General features: G+C 69.9%; 15 protein-coding genes. 10 read left to right on the forward strand and 5 right to left on the reverse strand.

Annotated features, from left to right (window positions below):
- The first annotated feature begins 6 nt into the window (after window positions 1-6).
- A complete protein-coding gene (locus tag RPX00_RS07090) occupies window positions 7-621 on the forward strand; it encodes a glycoside hydrolase family 25 protein (RefSeq protein ID WP_406638613.1) in 615 nt (204 codons plus the stop codon).
- A gap of 45 nt (window positions 622-666) precedes the next feature.
- Complete coding sequence (locus tag RPX00_RS07095; protein WP_406638615.1) at window positions 667-1,905, forward strand: aminodeoxychorismate synthase component I; 1,239 nt, start codon at window positions 667-669, stop codon at window positions 1,903-1,905.
- Window positions 1,906-1,939: 34 nt separating this feature from the next.
- Here RPX00_RS07095 and RPX00_RS07100 read toward each other — a convergent pair whose 3' ends face one another.
- A complete protein-coding gene (locus RPX00_RS07100; protein ID WP_406638617.1) occupies window positions 1,940-2,899 on the reverse strand; it encodes a zinc-binding alcohol dehydrogenase family protein in 960 nt (319 codons plus the stop codon).
- A gap of 176 nt (window positions 2,900-3,075) precedes the next feature.
- Here RPX00_RS07100 and RPX00_RS07105 point away from each other — a divergent pair, with 176 nt between their 5' ends.
- The gene (locus tag RPX00_RS07105) at window positions 3,076-3,552 is read left to right on the forward strand and encodes a QsdR family transcriptional regulator (protein WP_406638619.1); all 477 of its coding nucleotides are present in this window, start codon (window positions 3,076-3,078) and stop codon (window positions 3,550-3,552) included.
- Window positions 3,553-3,561: 9 nt separating this feature from the next.
- Window positions 3,562-4,650, forward strand: coding sequence for a hypothetical protein (locus RPX00_RS07110; protein ID WP_406638621.1), 1,089 nt, complete (start codon window positions 3,562-3,564; stop codon window positions 4,648-4,650).
- 21 nt (window positions 4,651-4,671) lie between these two features.
- Here RPX00_RS07110 and rsmI read toward each other — a convergent pair whose 3' ends face one another.
- On the reverse strand, window positions 4,672-5,511 hold the full coding sequence (rsmI, locus tag RPX00_RS07115; RefSeq protein ID WP_406638623.1) for a 16S rRNA (cytidine(1402)-2'-O)-methyltransferase: 840 nt from the start codon (window positions 5,509-5,511) through the stop codon (window positions 4,672-4,674).
- Between the two features lie 54 nt (window positions 5,512-5,565).
- Here rsmI and RPX00_RS07120 point away from each other — a divergent pair, with 54 nt between their 5' ends.
- Entirely contained in the window at window positions 5,566-7,134 is a 1,569-nt protein-coding gene (locus RPX00_RS07120; protein ID WP_406638625.1) for a dolichyl-phosphate-mannose--protein mannosyltransferase, read from the forward strand.
- On the opposite strand, the gene RPX00_RS07125 is transcribed toward RPX00_RS07120, so the two are convergent.
- Window positions 7,085-7,864, reverse strand: a complete 780-nt coding sequence (locus tag RPX00_RS07125; RefSeq protein WP_406638627.1) for an AraC family transcriptional regulator — start codon at window positions 7,862-7,864, stop codon at window positions 7,085-7,087. The genes RPX00_RS07120 and RPX00_RS07125 overlap by 50 nt on opposite strands.
- 55 nt (window positions 7,865-7,919) lie before the next feature.
- Between RPX00_RS07125 and RPX00_RS07130 the strand changes: the two genes are divergently transcribed.
- Entirely contained in the window at window positions 7,920-8,489 is a 570-nt protein-coding gene (locus RPX00_RS07130; protein WP_406638629.1) for a class I SAM-dependent methyltransferase, read from the forward strand.
- Between the two features lie 30 nt (window positions 8,490-8,519).
- Here the strand turns inward: RPX00_RS07130 and RPX00_RS07135 are convergent, their stop codons facing one another.
- Window positions 8,520-10,235: a protein kinase domain-containing protein gene (locus RPX00_RS07135; protein WP_406638631.1), complete on the reverse strand. Its 1,716-nt coding sequence runs from the start codon at window positions 10,233-10,235 to the stop codon at window positions 8,520-8,522.
- A 387-nt stretch (window positions 10,236-10,622) separates the two neighbouring features.
- Here RPX00_RS07135 and RPX00_RS07140 point away from each other — a divergent pair, with 387 nt between their 5' ends.
- From RPX00_RS07140 to RPX00_RS07155, 4 genes are all read left to right on the forward strand, one after another.
- On the forward strand, window positions 10,623-12,314 hold the full coding sequence (locus RPX00_RS07140) for a hypothetical protein (RefSeq protein WP_406638633.1): 1,692 nt from the start codon (window positions 10,623-10,625) through the stop codon (window positions 12,312-12,314).
- Window positions 12,311-12,676, forward strand: a complete 366-nt coding sequence (locus RPX00_RS07145) for a hypothetical protein (RefSeq protein WP_406638635.1) — start codon at window positions 12,311-12,313, stop codon at window positions 12,674-12,676. Before RPX00_RS07140 ends, RPX00_RS07145 begins: the two co-directional genes overlap by 4 nt.
- A 67-nt stretch (window positions 12,677-12,743) precedes the next feature.
- On the forward strand, window positions 12,744-14,618 hold the full coding sequence (locus tag RPX00_RS07150; protein ID WP_406638637.1) for a propionyl-CoA synthetase: 1,875 nt from the start codon (window positions 12,744-12,746) through the stop codon (window positions 14,616-14,618).
- Between the two features lie 128 nt (window positions 14,619-14,746).
- Window positions 14,747-16,321: a beta-N-acetylhexosaminidase gene (locus RPX00_RS07155; protein WP_406638639.1), complete on the forward strand. Its 1,575-nt coding sequence runs from the start codon at window positions 14,747-14,749 to the stop codon at window positions 16,319-16,321.
- Here the strand turns inward: RPX00_RS07155 and RPX00_RS07160 are convergent.
- A complete protein-coding gene (locus RPX00_RS07160; protein ID WP_406638641.1) occupies window positions 16,291-16,545 on the reverse strand; it encodes an MOSC domain-containing protein in 255 nt (84 codons plus the stop codon). The genes RPX00_RS07155 and RPX00_RS07160 overlap by 31 nt on opposite strands.
- Between the last annotated feature and the right edge of the window lie 85 nt (window positions 16,546-16,630).

The following is a 16,630-nucleotide window of genomic DNA, read 5'->3' on the forward strand; positions in this document are numbered from 1 at the left end:
TGCGAGGTGGCGGAACCGGAGAGTGGGCGTGGACTCACGCTCACTCATCGCGAGCAAGTGCTCGATTGGGCGGCGGTGCGCGGCGCCGACGTGCGATTCGCCTCGGTGACGATCAGCGAGAACGTCAACTGGAGCGACCCCGGCGCGGAGCGGACGCTCGCCGCGGCCCAGTACGCGGGCATCCACACCGGAGCCCGGCACTACGCGCGGCCCGGCGCGGTGCACGACCAGGCCGACCATTTCGTCCGGACGGCCAGCAGGCTCGGGGCGTTCGCGCCCGGTTCGCTCGCCCCCGCGCTCGAGGTGGACGCGCAGAGCGTCGACGACCGGTTCGTGAAGGCGTGGATCAAGCACGTGCGGCACGCCGCGAAGATCCGCCGGGTGCTCGTGTACGCCGGGCACGACTGCTGGGCGCACCGGCTGCACCCGGATCGCTGGGCCGACTCCGACGTGGTGCTGTGGCTTGTGCGGCACAACGGCATTCCCGGGCGGCCCGGCTGGTTCCACTCGCGGCTCGGGCTGCACCAGCACGCCTTCGCGCCGGATGTGCCGGGGGTCGACGGGCCGGTCGCACAGGACGCGGTGGTGTATCCCTTCGCACTGTCCGATGTGCTGCTCTGATCACCTTTTCCGCTGGTCATCCCCGGTTTCCGGCACAATGGCGCGATGCGTTTCCAGCGGCTGCGGACCGACTTGCCCCCTTCGCGGGTGCTCGTCCTGCTGTCCGCGTACGCCCGGGCACACGGGCTGCCCGAGCCGGCCGCGGTGTGCGGGGACTGGTTCGGGTCGCGGGCAGTGGTGGCACCGTTCCTGGAGGTGACTCCGCGGCCGTTCCCTCCGGCTGTCCCGGATTCGGGTCCTTCGGAGTGGGTCGGTGGCGGCTGGTTCGGGTTTTTGGCCTACGACCAGGCGGATCCGTCCGGGCGCTCGACCGGGGTTCCGGCGTCGGCCTGGGGCTGGGCGGACCACGTGCTGCGCTGGGACGCGTCGGGAGTGTGCTGGTTCGAATCGCTCGAAGGGGACGCCGACGCGCAGCTCGCCTTGGTGGAGCGGGCTTTGTCTGGAGCCGCGGAGCTGACGTGGTCGGCGAGTCCGCTGGAGCGGCCGTCCGGGCACGAGCAGGCGGTGAAGGCGTGCGTACACGAGATCGAGGCGGGCGAGCTGTTTCAGGCGAACGTCTGCTCGCGGTTCACCGGGACGTTCGAGGGTTCGCCGGCCGCGCTGTTCGCCGAAGGGGTGCGGCGGCTGGCTCCGCGACGGGCGGTTTACGTCGCTGGTGACTGGGGTTCGGTGGTTTCGCTGTCGCCGGAGCTGTTTCTGGAACGCCACGGGCGGCGGGTGCGGTCGTCGCCGATCAAGGGGACGCTGCCTCGCCGGGGTCCGGCGGACGACGGCAACGCGGTCCGGTTGCGGCGGTCGGAGAAGGACGTCGCGGAGAACGTGATGATCACCGACCTGGTGCGCAACGACCTCGGGCGGGTGTGCGCGGTCGGCAGCGTGGTGGTGCCGGAGCTGCTCGCGGTGCATCCGGCGCCGGGGGTGTGGCATCTGGCGTCCACTGTGGAGGGTGTGCTGGCGGACGGGGTGACCGACGCCGGGCTGCTGGCGGCGACGTTCCCGCCGGGTTCGGTCACCGGGGCGCCGAAAATCCGGGCGCTGGACCTGATCGCCGAACTCGAACCGGCCGCGCGCGGGGTGTACACCGGCGCGGCCGGGATGGTGTCGCCGCTGGCCGGGCTGGAGCTGAACGTGGCGATCCGGACGTTCGAGATCGCCGGGGGCCGGATCGCACTGGGGGTCGGCGGCGGGATCACGGCGGACTCGGACAGCGCCGCGGAATGGCAGGAGTGCCTGGATAAAGCCGCGCCGCTGGAGGAGCTGCTGGCCAGGCCTCGTGAGTGCTGATCGCGGTTAGAACCGTGATCAGCACTCACGACGCTTACCGGCGCGGGTCGAGCAGCAGCTTGCCCGCCGTGCCGCGGGAACGCAGCGCTTCGTGGGCCTTCCGGGCGTCCGCCAGCGCGTACTCGCCGCCCGCGATCGCGCGGATCTTCCCGTCCCGCACCATGGTGAACAGCTCGTTCAGCGCGGTGCCGAACACGTTGCCCGGCAAGCGAAAGACGTGCGGCAGCCACATCCCGGCCACGGTCGTGCTGTGGCCAAGCAGATTGCGCAGCTCGATCGGTTTCGGCGAACGGCGGCCGGCCATTCCGTAGAACACCAGCCGGCCAAACGGGGCCAGCGCGACGATGCTCTGGTCGGTGGTCGGGCCGCCGACCATGTCGAGGACGACGTCGACTCGCTTGCCGCCGTTGGCTTCCCGCAGGACTTCGGTCATGTTCTCCGCGCGGGAGTCGACCGCGACGTCCGCGCCGAGTTCGATCGCCAGCGCACGCTTTTCCTCGCTGCTCGCGGTCGCGATCACGCGGCCCGCGCCCCACGCGTTCGCCAGCTGCACCGCGATCGACCCGACCCCGCCGGCCGCGGCGTGCACGACCACCGATTCGCCCGGCTCGAGGTGGGCGTTCTTGCGCAGCATGATCCACGCGGTCACGCCCTGGACCAGCATGGACAGCGCGTTCAGATCGTCGACACCGTCCGGCACCGGGAAGGTCATGGCCTCGTCGGCCACGACGCGCTCGGCGTAACCGCCGCCGTCGTTGAGCAGCGCGACCACGCGTTTGCCGTCAGCCGTGCGGCCCACGACCTCGCCGCCCGGCACGAGCGGCAGCTTGCTCGGCGCGAGGTACGAGTTTTCCGCCTGGTGCGTGTCGGCGTAATTGAGCCCGACGCGGTCGACCTCGATCAGCACCTGCCCCGGCCCGGCCACCGGATCGGGCAGCTCGACCGGCTTCAGCACCTCGGGACCGCCGAACTCGGTCACCTGCACAGCACGCATCTTGGCGGCTCCTCTCGCTCTTTGTGAGACATCCTGCCATATGTCTCATCCATGCGACACTTTCTGCTAACGTCTCAATCATCGACACTCCACTGGCCACCCGCACCTCGCGACCCGACGCCGTCGCGGCGTTCCGGCTCGCCCGCGCCCGGTTCCTCGCCGGCGACCGCGTGGACATGCGAGATCTGGCCGGCGACCTCGGCGTCAGCCGCGCGACCCTGCACCGCTGGGTCGGCAGCCGCGACCACCTGCTGAGCGAAATCCTGTGGGCGGAGACGGCCGCAGTGCTGGATAACGTGAGTTATGCGGGCCGCGGCGGAGACGGCGTCGCGGAGGCAATCGGGGCGTTCGTGCGGACGGTCAACGCGTCGTCGCCGTTTCGCGCGTTCCTCCGCCGGGAGCCCGAGCGGGCACTGCGGTTGTTGACGACCAAGGCGAGCTTGGTGCAGTCGCGCACGATCGAGAAGGTGCGGGCGTTGCTGGCCGATGAGGTGGCGGCGGGGCGGCTGGAGTCGCCGTTGCCGGTCGGGGATCTGGCGTACCTGCTGGTGCGGGTCGGCGAGTCGTTCATCTACACCGATGCCATCACCGGGGAGGAACCGGACGCGGAGAAGGCTTTGGTGGCGGCGAAAATGCTGCTGCGCGGTCGCTAGAGTTTCCAGGTGACCGCTGTCCAGGCCATCGCCCGGATCCCCGCCACTCCGATCCGGGAGTTGGTGTGCCATCCGAGACTTCCCCTCGTCGCCGGGATCGAACTGGACCGGCCGGCCGTGCACGTCTACTACGCGGAGCGAGTACTCCGCGAAATCGGCGCGGTAGGCGCGGAGTACGGGAAGCTCAAGGACCGGCCCGCCCTCGCATGGCATCCGGAACGGCCGGAACTGGTCTGGTCCGTCGGCGGCGAAACGGTGCGCTGGACCCGGACCGGTGCCTCCGCGCTGGACGTCGCCGTCTCCGACCACGTGGCCTTCAGCTCGGACGGCCAGTCGCTGTGGACGTCACCGACCCCTCCCGATCTCTTCGACCGTTCGGACGCCATCGATCTCAACACCGGGGCCATCGCGCCCGCCCCGATGTGGGACACCGGCATCGCCGCGCATCCAGCGGGAGGGCTGGTCGCCACTCTGCAGAGCGATCAAGGCGCGACCTTTGTCCTCTTCTCCCGCCCAGGCGACCGGCTGCGGTTCCTCGACCGTGCGCTGATCCTTGACGCCGACGGCTATGGGCCTCCGGTCTTCAGCTCCGACGGGCGGTACCTGGCGATTCGCGGAAACGCCTACGAGCACCTAGTCCTGGTGTTCGAGTTCCCTTCGCTGCGCCGAACCCTGAAGACCTCGCTCAGCCCGGCACCTGGCGATCGTGCCGACCCGAAACGGCTGAAAGAGTTCTTCTCCTGGTCTTGGCTCAATATCGCGTTCGGCGCGCGGCCCGGGACGCTGTGGATCGGGACGCCATCCGGCACCTTGCTGGAGCTTGCCGTCGAACGCGACCACATCACGGAGCACAAACTGCTCCGCTCGGCAGTGACCGCGCTGGCCGCGACGTCGGCCGGTGACCTCGTGGTCGCCGGAGACGGCGAACTCGCGCTGGTGCCAGTTCCCGCTCCCCGCACCGTCGCAGACCCGGCCACGGTAGCGGAGTTCCTTGCCAGCACCACGGAAATTCCCGACGACGGCCTGCCGGAAGACCACATCGTCTACACCGACGGCGTCCGCACTTGGCACCCGGAGAATCCTGGCCACGACCGCTGAACCGTGCCGGCGGGGACTCATTCACTTCCGAGCCGCGAGCACCGCCGCGTAAAGCTCCTTTGTGGACACTCCCGCCGCGCCGGCCACCTCGGCCGCCACGGTCTTCAGCCGCTCCCCCGAGGCGACCCGGTCCGCTACCTCCGGCACCAGATCCGCCACCTCCACCTGCCGAGGCGTCGCGCCCTCCAGCACCACCGTGATCTCCCCGCGAGCCCCGTCCGCTGCCCAGTCGGCCAGTTCCGCGAGCGTGCCGCGTTTGACCTCTTCGTACGTCTTTGTCAGCTCCCGGCACACCGCGGCCCGGCGCGTTCCGCCCAACGCCGCGGCAGCGTCCGACAGCAGCGAAGCGACCCGGTGCGGCGATTCGAAGAACACGGCCGTCCGGCGCTCCGCAGCCAGCTCCGCCAGCCACTTCGTCCGCTCGCCGGGCTTGCGTGGCGCGAAGCCTTCGAAGCAGAACCGGTCGCACGGCAGCCCGGACAACGCGAGCGCCGTCGTCACCGCTGAGGGGCCGGGGAGACAGGTGATCGGGAGGTCTTCCTCGACGCACGCGGCCACGAGACGGAAGCCGGGGTCGGAGACGCTCGGCATGCCCGCGTCGGTCACCACCAGCACGGTCTCGCCGCCGTGCAGCGCCTCCAGCAGCTTCGGCAGCCGGGCGGTCTCGACGTCCTCATAAAAACTGACCACGCGGCCAGCGGGCGACACGCCGAGCGCGGAAGCGAGGCCGCGCAGGCGCCGGGTGTCCTCGGCCGCGATCACGTCCGCCGAGCCCAGCGCCTCGATCAGCCGGGCGGACGCGTCGCCGGGATCGCCGAGCGGGGTGGCGGCGAGCACGAGCCGTCCGGACGAAGAAGTCATGGCAGTCAGCCTAACCAGACGCCGCCGGTGGATCAGGCCGTACTATCGGGCCCCGTGACCGCGCTGCTGACCCGTGCCGACGACGAGAGCGTGCGGCCGGACCCGGTCGACGCGCGCCGCCCTCCGACCGACCGCGTAGCCACCCTGCTCGGCCGGGCCATGCCCGCCGACCGGCTGCGCGGCTGGATCGTCACGATCGTGCTGACCGTGATCGGCGGCGTCGTCCGGCTGCAGAATCTGGGCTTTCCCACTGACCACAACAGTCCCGTCTTCGACGAGAAGCACTACGTGCCGCAGGCCGCGCAGATGCTGCGCAACGGCGGGTACGAGGACAACGCCGGGTACGAGCTGATCGTGCACCCGCCGCTGGCCAAGGACTTCATCGCGCTGGGTGAGTGGCTGTTCGGCTACAACGGCTGGGGCTGGCGGTTCATGTCGGCCGTGGCCGGCACGCTGATCGTGCTGCTCACCGTGCGCATCGCGCGCAGGCTGACCCGCTCGACGCTGCTCGGCGGCATCGCGGGCGTGCTGGTGATCTGCGACGGCGTGCTGCACCTGCAGTCGCGGATGGGGATGCTCGACATCTTCATCGCGTTCTTCGTGCTCGCCGCGTTCGCCTGTGTGCTGTGCGACCGCGACCAGGTACGGCAGCGGCTGGCCGTCGCGGTGCGCGAGGGCTGGGTCGGCGAATCGCAGTGGGGGCCGAAGCTCGGCTTCCGGTGGTGGCGGTTCGCGGCCGGGCTGATGATCGGCCTGACCTTCGGCGTGAAGTGGTCGGCGCTCTACTACATCGCGGCGTTCGGCCTGCTGACGGTGTTCTTCGACGTCGCGGCCCGGCGGGCGGCGGGCGTGCGGCGGCCGTGGGTCGGGACGATCCGCCGCGACGTCGCGCCCGCGCTGTGGGCGATCGTCGTCGTGCCGGTGCTGATGTACCTGGCGGCTTACTGGGCGTGGTTCGCCAGCGAGACCGCGACCGACCGGCACTACACCGAGATCAAGAACCTCGACCCGGGCATGTTCGGCTGGATCCCGCCCGCGCTGCGGTCGCTCGGCAGCTACACCGCCAACGTGCTGCACTTCCACGAAACCCTGCTGACGCCCAAGGACAATCCGCATCCGTGGGAGTCCAAGCCGTGGACGTGGCCGATGGGCCTGCGGCCGATGCTCTACTACTACGACGGCGGCGTCACCGGCTGCGGCGAATCGCGCTGCCTCGGCGCGACGATGCTGATCGGCACGCCCGCGATGTGGTGGCTGGCCGTCCCGGTGCTCGGCTGGGGCCTGTGGCGCTGGTTCTTCCGCGCGGACTGGCGCTACGCCGCCGTGCTCACCGGCTACTTCGCCGGCTACCTGCCCTGGTTCACCAACATCGACCGGCAGATGTACTTCTTCTACGCCACGCCGATGGCCCCGTTCCTGGTGCTCGGGCTGGTGCTGGCGCTCGGGCAGATCCTCGGCAGCGCCAAACGCGGATTCGAACGCCGGGGCACCGGTCTGCTCGTCGTGTCGCTCTACGTCGGGCTGGTGGTGGCCAACTTCGCCTGGCTGTGGCCGATCCTCAACGGCATCCCCATCACGAACGACCACTGGCAAGCGGAAATGTGGCTGCCCTCGTGGCGCTGAAATAGGCACCCGGCGGCACCCCCACCGCGCGGCGGAAAGCAGCCACGAACGCGCTCGCCGTCGCATACCCCACGCGGTGCGCGACGGTCGTCATCGGCAGTCCCTGCGCCAGCAACGGCAACGCCGTACGCAGCCTCGCCTGCGTACGCCAGGTACCGAACGTCATCCGGCAATCGCGAACGAACGCGCGGGCCAGAGTCCGTTCGCTCGCGCCGACTTCGCGGCCTAGCTCGGCCAGGCTGCGCGAGTCCGCCGGGTCGGCGAGCACTGCGTCAGCGACGTCCTTCGCGCGCGGATCGGTGGGCGCGGGCACGACGATCGGTGCCACGTCCATCGGCTCCAGCAGATCGAACGCGACTGCCTCGGCGCGGCGGCGGGCGTCGTCGCTGATGCCGTCCGCGGACAGGTGCTCAAGCAGTTCCCGCAGCAACGGCCGGACGATCACGATGCGCGGGGAGGGCCAGTCGACCGGGCACTGGTCCGGGTAGGCGTAGATGCCGCGCAGCTCGGCGTTCCCGACCGCGCCCGTGCGATGCCAGACGCCGACCGGGATCCACAGCGCGCGCGTGGACGGCAGTACCCATTGCGCGTCGCCGACCATCACCGCGGCGACCCCGCGCGCGGCCCAGACGAGCTGGTGCGCTGGATGCTCGTGCCAGGGGAACCAGGCACCGGCCGCGATCGGCAGGTCACCGAGCAGCATCGCGCCGGTTTGACCGTACTGCGACATCAGGTGACAGCCTATCGTCTTCCGGTCAGGATGGGCCGTCCCTAACGTCGGGATCATGCCGATGAACCTGATGCACCGGAAGCTCTGCAGCTCGGAGAAGTGGGCCTCGATGGTGGCCGGGGTGCTGCCGGATTGGATCGCCCGCTTCCCGCTCGGCGACGACGTGCTGGAAATCGGACCCGGTTTCGGGGCCACCACGCGGGTGCTGGTGGACGCTCTGCCGCGGCTGACCGCGATCGAGATCGACCCGGCGTCGACCCGGCTGCTGCGGGAGAAATACGGGGACCGGGTGGACGTCGTCGAGGGCAGCGGCGCGGAGATGCCGTTCGAGGACGGCCGGTTTTCCGGGGTCGTGTGCTTCTCGATGCTGCACCACGTGCCGACCGATGACCTGCAGGACCGGATCTTCGCGGAGGCGTTCCGGGTGCTGCGGCCCGGCGGCCGCTACTGCGGGGTGGACAGCCAGCTCAGCTTCGGATTCCGGTTGCTGCACATCGGGGACACGATGAACGTCCTCGACGCGGGCACGCTGCCCGAGCGGTTGGCGGCAGCGGGGTTTGAGCAGGTGCGGGTGGAGTGCGAGCCGAAGAAGCGGCTGGAGTTTTCGGCGGTGAAGCCCTCGTGAGGTGGCTACCGGCGTAGCCACTCACGAGGTTCAGCGAGGCGACCGGCGCGGCACGATCTGCGTAACCGGCCCGTCCAGCGCCTTGCCCTGCCGGCTCAGCCAGCCGTCGACCTCACGGCGCACCGAGTTCAGCGTCGGACGACGACGGGGCTCCGGGTCCAGCGACGCCGCGAGGATCCGCGCGTGCACCGAACGCTGCGGCATGTGCGTGACCGGATCGGCCCGGGCCGCGGCCATGAGCGCGGCCATCGGCGTCTCGCGGGTGCCGCGCGGCGGCTGGCCGGACAGCGCATAGCTGACCGTGGCGGCGAGCTGCCACGCGTCCGACGCCGGGCTCGCCGGGGAGCCCATCGCCTGTTCCGGCGCGACGAAATCGGGCGTGCCGATCATCATCCCGGTGGCGGTCATCTTGGAATCGCCCTGGCTGCGGGCGATGCCGAAGTCGATGAGGTGCGCGATGCCCGCCGGGTCGAGGATGACGTTGGACGGCTTCACGTCGCGGTGCAGCACGCCCCGCTCGTGCGCCGCGACCAGCGCGCCCGCCATCGTGGACCACAGCCGTCCGGCGGCGACGTCGTCGATCGGGCCCTGTCCGTCGACCACCTCGGCGAGCGGGCGGCCCTGCAGGTACTCCATGACGAGGGCGAGCCCGTCCGGCTCCTCGACCAGGTCGTACACGCGGACGCAGTTGGGGTGGTTCACCACGGCCAGCGCCCGCGCCTCGCGCTGCATGCGCTCCTCGGTGTCCCGGTCGGGCGCGTGCGCAATCTTCAGCGCGACAGTGCGGTTGAGCTGGGTGTCGACGGCCTCCCAGACCGTGCCGAACCCGCCGTGGCCGAGCTGGCGGACGCGCCGGTACCGGCTGCTGCCCGCGTTGCGCGAGCCGGGCGGCGGCGGGATCATGCCGGGCGCGGCGGCCAGTGCCCCGGCGGGCGGCGGCTCCGGCGCGGACGCCAGCGCGGTGGCCGGGTACTGCTTGTTCTGCGGCGGCGGAGGCGGCGGCAGCGGCTCCCGGCGCTGCGGGGGCGGCGCGGCGGGCGGTTCGTCGCGGCGCGGCTCCGGCCGGTTGATCACCGACCACGGCGGCGGGCCGACCAGCGCGACCGGGATCAGCCCCAGGATGCTGAACGGCAGGAACCCGAGCCAGAAGTGCACCGCGGTGTTGGCCGACATGCCCGCCGTCGCGACCGCCATGACCACGAACGGAATCCAGAAGAACCGCGACGGCCACTTCGGCCCGCGCCGGAAGGCGGTGCGCGCCTGCAGCATCACGAACAGCAGCGAACCGACCGGCAGCACGGTGAAGGCCAGCAGGTACAGCGCGTAGGAAAGTTTGAGGCCGCGCGGGTAGAAGAGCGTCTCGAAGACGTTCGAACCGCCGCCGAGGTAGGTCTTCTGCACGCCGACGAACGAGCAGTAGTCCGTGCTGAGCGTGGCCGCCCCGGCCAGCCCGCTCGCCTGGCCCGCGTTGGCCGCGCGGAAGGTTTCCGAGATGCCGGACGAGATCAGCCACGGGAACACCAGCACGCTGACCACGCCGATGAGCCCGAACACGGTGAGCGTGGTCGCGTCGTACCGGTTGCCGGTCCCCTTGCGCACGATCGCCACGATCAGCGCCCCGGCCGCCGGGAAGAGCGCGACGAGCGCACCCGCTGTGGTCGTCGCCCACACCCAGTCGCCCGGGCAGAACCCCGGGCCGAACAAGGTGTGCGCGAGCGAGAGCAGCGCGCTCCCGATTCCGCTCACCGGCTGATTCCCCTCACTGTCAGTGTTGTCCTGGTACCGCAGCGCGGCCAGTCTCCCTGGTCCAGCTTAGGACGCACACGCCGTCGGCGGGGTTGCCGGGTCGCGCCGGGATCGTGATCCACTGCATCGATCTTGCCCGCGGAAGATCTCCGCTGGCAGCCCCCGATTCGGCAAACGCGCACCATCGGCGGTGATCTCCGTGCTACGTTCTGCGCTCGCACGAACACAGTCCCGCGTGGTGATGCCTGGGGAGGGTCACGTCATGCCGGCGACCAGTACGCCTGCTGCGCGTCGCCTCGATCACGAGCCAGCCGTATTCCGCGGGCCCCTCGCCGAACTGGTCGGAGCCCTCGATTGACCTCGACAACGCATTCTGTCGCCCCCTCGGTGCCGGGGATCGACGACAGCACCAGGTATCTAGTCGCCGCCGCCCATCTTGACCGGGAGTACGCGGAGGACGCGGTTCGCGAGTTCCTCGTCGAACCGACCCGGCAGGTCCCGCCGTCCCCTGGCATTGATACCCCGACCGTCCTGGCCGAAGCCCTCGCCGCCCGCACCAGACGGAAATACCGCGACGCGCTGCTCGCCGTGCTCGGCGCGGGCTTCGTCTACTGCAGCCTGTTCACCGGCTTGCTGACCGCGTGGCTGGCCGTGGCGTTCGTGCTCTATGCGATCCGGCTCTGGCGCAAAAACCGGGAGGGCAGCTCTCGGAATGTGCTCGTGACCGTCGTGAAGATCGTGGCGCTCGGACTCGTTTCGCTCCCGTTGGCGGTCTTCACCGCTTTCGGTCTCTTCGCCTGGACCGAACTGTCGGACCTCAGCAGCGAATTCGGATACGACAGCCGGTCCTATGCCGACCTGCCCGATCTCGACGTGCTCTGGGCGGTGGCCATCTGCTGTGCGCTGGCGATGCTGGTCGTGCTGGTCGTCGACCGGATCGCGGTGTGGCACCTCCTCACGACCTACTTCGGAAGGTCGGCGAGGATCCCCGGCGGCACGCCGAAACCGCCCGCGGACCGCCTGTCCTTCTCGCTGGCCCCGCCGCGATTCCGGGCGGAACTGCAGCGCCATCGGGTGGGCCGCGTCCCGTCCTGGCCGGACGCGCAGACCCCGCTGATCGTCCACCGGGGCGCGAATCCGTTCGTCGGGGCGGGCGAAAGCACGAAGCCGTGGTCGACGGTGATCCCGCTGACCCCGGATGCTGAGGCGGGAGAAAAGCCGGCGCTGACGGCTCGGCTGCTGTACCGGCGCATCGCCGAGAAAGTCGCCGGGCTGCGCGACGGAGGCCCGCTCGCACCGGATTGCCGGCTGCGGGACCTCACCGTCGCCGGACGGGTTTTCGCTCCGGCCGACAAGCTTCTCGATCACCTCCATCTCCCGGAAGCCAATTACTACCTGCGGCACCCGAACACGGCCCCGGAGGCGTTCCTCCACGACGCCGAGGCGGGGCACGTCCACGATCAGGCTCGCGAATGGTCCCGCTACTACCTGTGCATGGAACTGGAGACCTGGGACCGGGACCTCGTCGTCTCGGCCTTCGTCCACTGCGCGGTCGGCGCCAATGAGCTGTATGTGGAATGGACACCCTGCGTCCTGCCGCCGATCGCGGACGAGTACCGGGATCTCGACAAGATGGTCAACAACGGCGTACGACCGCTGTGGGAAGGCTTCGTCCGCTGGCTGCTCCTGCCGGTGACGTCGTTCGGCCGGATCGCCAACGCGTTCCGGATGCGCCTGCCGTTGCCGCACGACTCGCACCAGCTCAACCCGGATCGCTACGGCACCGGCCGCACCCTGCGGGAACTCGCTTCCATGCGGCGTCCGCGCAACTACTTCCAGACCGTCGACGCCGAACGGTACGTGCGCCTTCTCGAAAGCAGGCTGGTGCCCGCCGTGGCCGCGACGCTCCAGGAGTGCGGATATTCGAGCACCTTGTTCGAACGGCGCGCAGACGCGCGGATGATCAACAACATCACCATCAGCGGAACGAACAACGCCCCGATGATCTTCGGCGGCGAAAGCCACGGCGACATCAGCGGCCCGTCCGGATCGGCCGCGAAGGAAGCGAGGACAGCATGACCGGGCCGACGAATCACATCTCCATCAGCGGGGTCAACACCGGACCGATGGTCTTCGGCGGGACGAGCCACGGGGACATCAGCGGCGGCACCGTCCACTCGGGCCCCGCCGCAGGCGGCGATTTGCTCGATCTGCTCGAACAGTTGCGCGCGCTGGTACGTGAGCACGACCTCCCGAAACAGGAGATCATCGAAGACGCGCTCGACGAACTGTCCGACGCGGCCCGTGCTCCCGGCACCGCCACTCCGGCCGTGCCGGTCAGCCGGTGGGAGAAGGTGAAGACGCTCCTGACCGGGCTTTCCGACTTCTCCGGCATCGTCCTCAAGATCTCCGAGCAGGTCGGGCGGGTGTGGCCAGGCTGACCTGCGCCCCGGCGCGCGAAAGGCCATCATGAGGGCGGATTTGGTCGTTGACGTCAAAGGAGACCTCGTGGGCGCGTACACCGAGACGTATCGGCGCAGCCTGGACGACCCGGAGCAGTTCTGGCTCGACGCGGCCCGGGCGATCGACTGGACGACACGCCCCACGCGCGCGCTCGACTCGTCCGGCGCGCCGTTTTACCGCTGGTATCCCGACGGCGAGCTGAACACCTCCTACAACGCGCTCGACCGGCACGCCGACAGCGGCCGCGGCGCGCAGGACGCGTTGATCTGGGATTCGCCGGTCACCGGGCGGAAACGCCGCTACACCTACGCCGAACTGCGGGACGAGGTCGCGACCTTCGCCGGGGCGCTGGCGTCGCTCGGCGTCACTCGCGGGGATCGCGTGATCCTTTATCTGCCGATGATTCCGCAGGCCGTCATCGCGATGCTCGCCTGCGCGCGGATCGGCGCGGTGCACTCCGTGGTGTTCGGCGGGTTCGCGCCGAAGGAACTGGCCGCGCGGATCGAGGACGCGAAGCCGAAGCTGATCCTCGCCGCGTCGTGCGGGATCGAGCCGACGCGGATCGTCGAGTACAAGCCGATCATCGACGCCGCCCTCGCGACCACCGAGCACCAGCCGGACCACGTCGTGGTGTTCCAGCGCGAGCAGGCGCGCGCGGAGCTGTCCGGAACCGACCTCGACTGGACCGAACTCGTCGCCGACGCCGACCCGGTGGACCCGGTTCCGGTGAAGGCGACCGATCCGCTGTACATCCTCTACACCTCCGGCACCACCGGCCGGCCGAAGGGCGTGGTCCGCGACGCGGGCGGGCACGCGGTCGCGCTGGCGTGGTCGATGGGCGCGCTGTACGACATCCACGCCGGGGACGTGTGGTGGACGGCTTCCGACGTCGGCTGGGTCGTCGGGCATTCGTACATCGTCTACGCGCCGCTGCTGGTGGGCGCTACGACTGTGCTGTACGAGGGGAAACCGGTCGGAACCCCGGACGCCGGCGCGTTCTGGCGGGTCATTTCCGAGCACGGCGTGCAGGCGCTGTTCACCGCGCCGACGGCGTTGCGCGCGGTGAAGAAGGTGGACCCGGACGCGGACGAACTCAAGAAGTACGACCTGGCCAAGTTCCGCACGCTGTTCATGGCGGGCGAGCGGCTCGACCCCGAGACCTACCACTGGGCGCACGACATCCTCGGCACGCCGGTCATCGACCACTGGTGGCAGACCGAAACCGGCTGGCCGATCGCGGCCAACCCGCGCGGGCTCGAACCGATGCCGGTCAAACCCGGGTCGGCGACGAAACCGGTGCCCGGCTGGGACGTGCGCATCCTCGACCAGGCCGGCGAGGAGCTGCCAGCGGGCCGCGAAGGCGCGATCGCGCTGAAACTGCCGCTGCCGCCGGGTTCGCTGCCGACGCTGTGGGGCGACGACGAGCGCTACCGCGAGGCCTACCTGTCGCGCTACCCCGGCTACTACCTGACCGGCGACTCGGGCTACCTCGACGAGGACGGCTATCTCTTCGTGATGGGCCGCACCGACGACGTGATCAACGTGGCCGGGCACCGGCTGTCGACCGGTTCGATGGAGGCCGTGCTGGCGTCGCATCCGGCGGTCGCGGAGTGTGCGGTGATCGGGGTCGCGGACCAGCTGAAGGGGCAGGTGCCGCGTGGTTTCGTGGTGCTGAAGTCCGGCGTGGAGATGCCCGAGGACCAGCTGCGGGACGAGCTGGTCGCGCTGGTCCGCCGGGATATCGGGCCGGTGGCGGCGTTCCGGGACGTGTCGGTGGTCGGGGCGCTGCCGAAGACGCGCTCGGGGAAGATCCTGCGCAAGACGATGCGCGGCATCGCGGACGGCCGCGACGAGGCGGTTCCGTCGACGATCGAGGACCCGTCGGTGCTCGACGCGTTGCGGGCGATCCTGCGGCCCTGAGGGGGCGGGGGCATCCCGGCGAACGGGACATCCGCCGTTACCGGACCCTTTCGGGCGTTGTCAGCGTCCCGGTAGTGGTCTATACCTCTTGAAGTCCGCCTTCTCCGCGACGCGACCGGAGGTATGCCGTGAGGAAGACCCTGTCCAGGGCCGTGCTTGGGGTGACCGTGCTCGGGCTCGCCGCGGTGGGAGTGCCCGGGCCGGCCGCGGCGAGTCCCGCGCCCAGCGAACGGCAGGTCACCGACCTCGTCCCGGCACCGGTGCACGCCGTGGCGAAGGCGGACGCGACCTTCCGGCTCACCCCGCTCACGGTGATCCGCGCCGGGCACGGGACCGGCGACGTCGCCGCGTACCTGCGCGGACTGCTGCGGCCCGCGACCGGCTTCCCGCTGCCGGTCGTCCCGGCGAACCCGGGGCTGTCCGCGATTTCGCTCGACCTCGGCAACGCGGACCCGCGCGTCGGCGACGAGGGATACCAGCTCGACGTCACGAAGAAGGGCGTCCGGCTGCGGGCGAACACTTCCGCCGGGCTGTTCGTCGGCGTCCAGTCGCTGCGGCAGCTGCTGCCGTCGGCGATCGAGGCGAAGACCGTGCAGCACCGCGCGTGGACCATCGCCGGCGGCAGCGTCCTCGACTACCCGCGGTTTGCCCACCGCGGCGCGATGCTCGACGTCGCGCGGCATTTCTTCACGCCCGCGCAGGTGAAGAAGTACATCGACCAGATCGTCCAGTACAAGATCAACACACTGCACCTGCATCTCAGCGACGACCAGGGCTGGCGCATCGAGATCAAGAGCTGGCCGCGGCTCGCGACCGAGGGCGGCAAGACCGCGGCCTACGGCGACCCGGGCGGGTACTACACGCAGGAGCAGTACCGCGACATCGTCGCCTACGCCGCGAGCCGGCACGTGACGGTTGTGCCGGAAATCGACATGCCTGGGCACACGAACGCGGCGCAATCGGTGTACGCGGAGCTGAACTGCGACGGGGTCGCGGTCCCGCCGCGCACCGACATCGAGGTCGGGTACAGCTCGCTGTGCATCAATTCGCCCACCACGTACCGATTCGTGGAAGACGTGATCCGCGAACTGGCCGCGATCACGCCCGGCAAATACATCGCCATCGGCGGCGACGAAGCACATTCGACGTCCGATGAGGACTACAAAACCTTCTACGAGAAGGTAACCCCAATGGTCGCCAAGTACGGCAAGCTGATCACCGGCTGGCACGAGATGGCGAAGACGCCGCTGCCGACTTCGGCCGTTCCGCAGTATTGGGACCAGGGCGGCCCGAACGCGGACGTGACCGCTACCGCTGCGCGCGGGAACAAATTCATCATGTCGCCCGCCAATCATGCCTATCTCGACATGAAATACACGGAATCGACGAAACTGGGCCAGGATTGGGCCGGTCTGGTCGAGGTCCGCGACGCTTACGAATGGGATCCGACGACGCTCGTTCCCGGCGTCGGGGAGAAATCCGTGGTCGGGGTCGAGGCTCCACTGTGGACGGAGACGATCCGGACCAACGACGACATCGAGTACATGGCTTTCCCGCGCCTGCCGGGCGTCGCGGAGATCGGCTGGTCGCCTCGGTCGGCCCGGATCTGGGACGGATACCGGGAGCGAATCGCCAAACAAGCGCCGCGCTGGGAGGCGCAGGGAATCGACTTCTACCGCTCACCGCAGGTCGACTGGAAGTAGCTCTCCAGCTCGGCCGTCGGGACCGTGCCCGGGCGCAGTACGAGCAGATACCAGTCGCAGCGATGGGTGCGGAGCATCGCGGGCACGATGCCCTTGCGATCGGTCCGCATGGCGAGTTTGAAGCACGGGTGGCGTGGCTGGGCGATCTGCACGACCGCGTTGCGCCAAGTCCAGGTTCTCGCCGAAGTCGCCGTGCGCCACCGAATAGCCTTCCGCCGGTCCACAATGGATAGTGCTCGACCGGACAGGCACAGACGGCTTTGTCAGGGGCCGCCGTGCGCCGACAGGTCAGCTTGACGGTCGCCAGCC

This window comes from Amycolatopsis sp. WGS_07 (assembly GCF_045278895.1).
Taxonomy (GTDB): Bacteria; Actinomycetota; Actinomycetes; order Mycobacteriales; family Pseudonocardiaceae; genus Amycolatopsis.

What these genes read in the sequence shown, in the direction of transcription:
- RPX00_RS07095 (WP_406638615.1), top strand. Translation starts at nt 667, where the DNA reads ATGCGTTTCCAGCGGCTGCGGACCGACTTGCCCCCTTCGCGGGTGCTC.
- RPX00_RS07100 (WP_406638617.1), bottom strand. Translation starts at nt 2,899, where the DNA reads ATGCGTGCTGTGCAGGTGACCGAGTTCGGCGGTCCCGAGGTGCTGAAG.
- RPX00_RS07105 (WP_406638619.1), top strand. Translation starts at nt 3,076, where the DNA reads ATGCGAGATCTGGCCGGCGACCTCGGCGTCAGCCGCGCGACCCTGCAC.
- rsmI (WP_406638623.1), bottom strand. Translation starts at nt 5,511, where the DNA reads ATGACTTCTTCGTCCGGACGGCTCGTGCTCGCCGCCACCCCGCTCGGC.
- RPX00_RS07125 (WP_406638627.1), bottom strand. Translation starts at nt 7,864, where the DNA reads ATGTCGCAGTACGGTCAAACCGGCGCGATGCTGCTCGGTGACCTGCCG.
- RPX00_RS07130 (WP_406638629.1), top strand. Translation starts at nt 7,920, where the DNA reads ATGCCGATGAACCTGATGCACCGGAAGCTCTGCAGCTCGGAGAAGTGG.
- RPX00_RS07145 (WP_406638635.1), top strand. Translation starts at nt 12,311, where the DNA reads ATGACCGGGCCGACGAATCACATCTCCATCAGCGGGGTCAACACCGGA.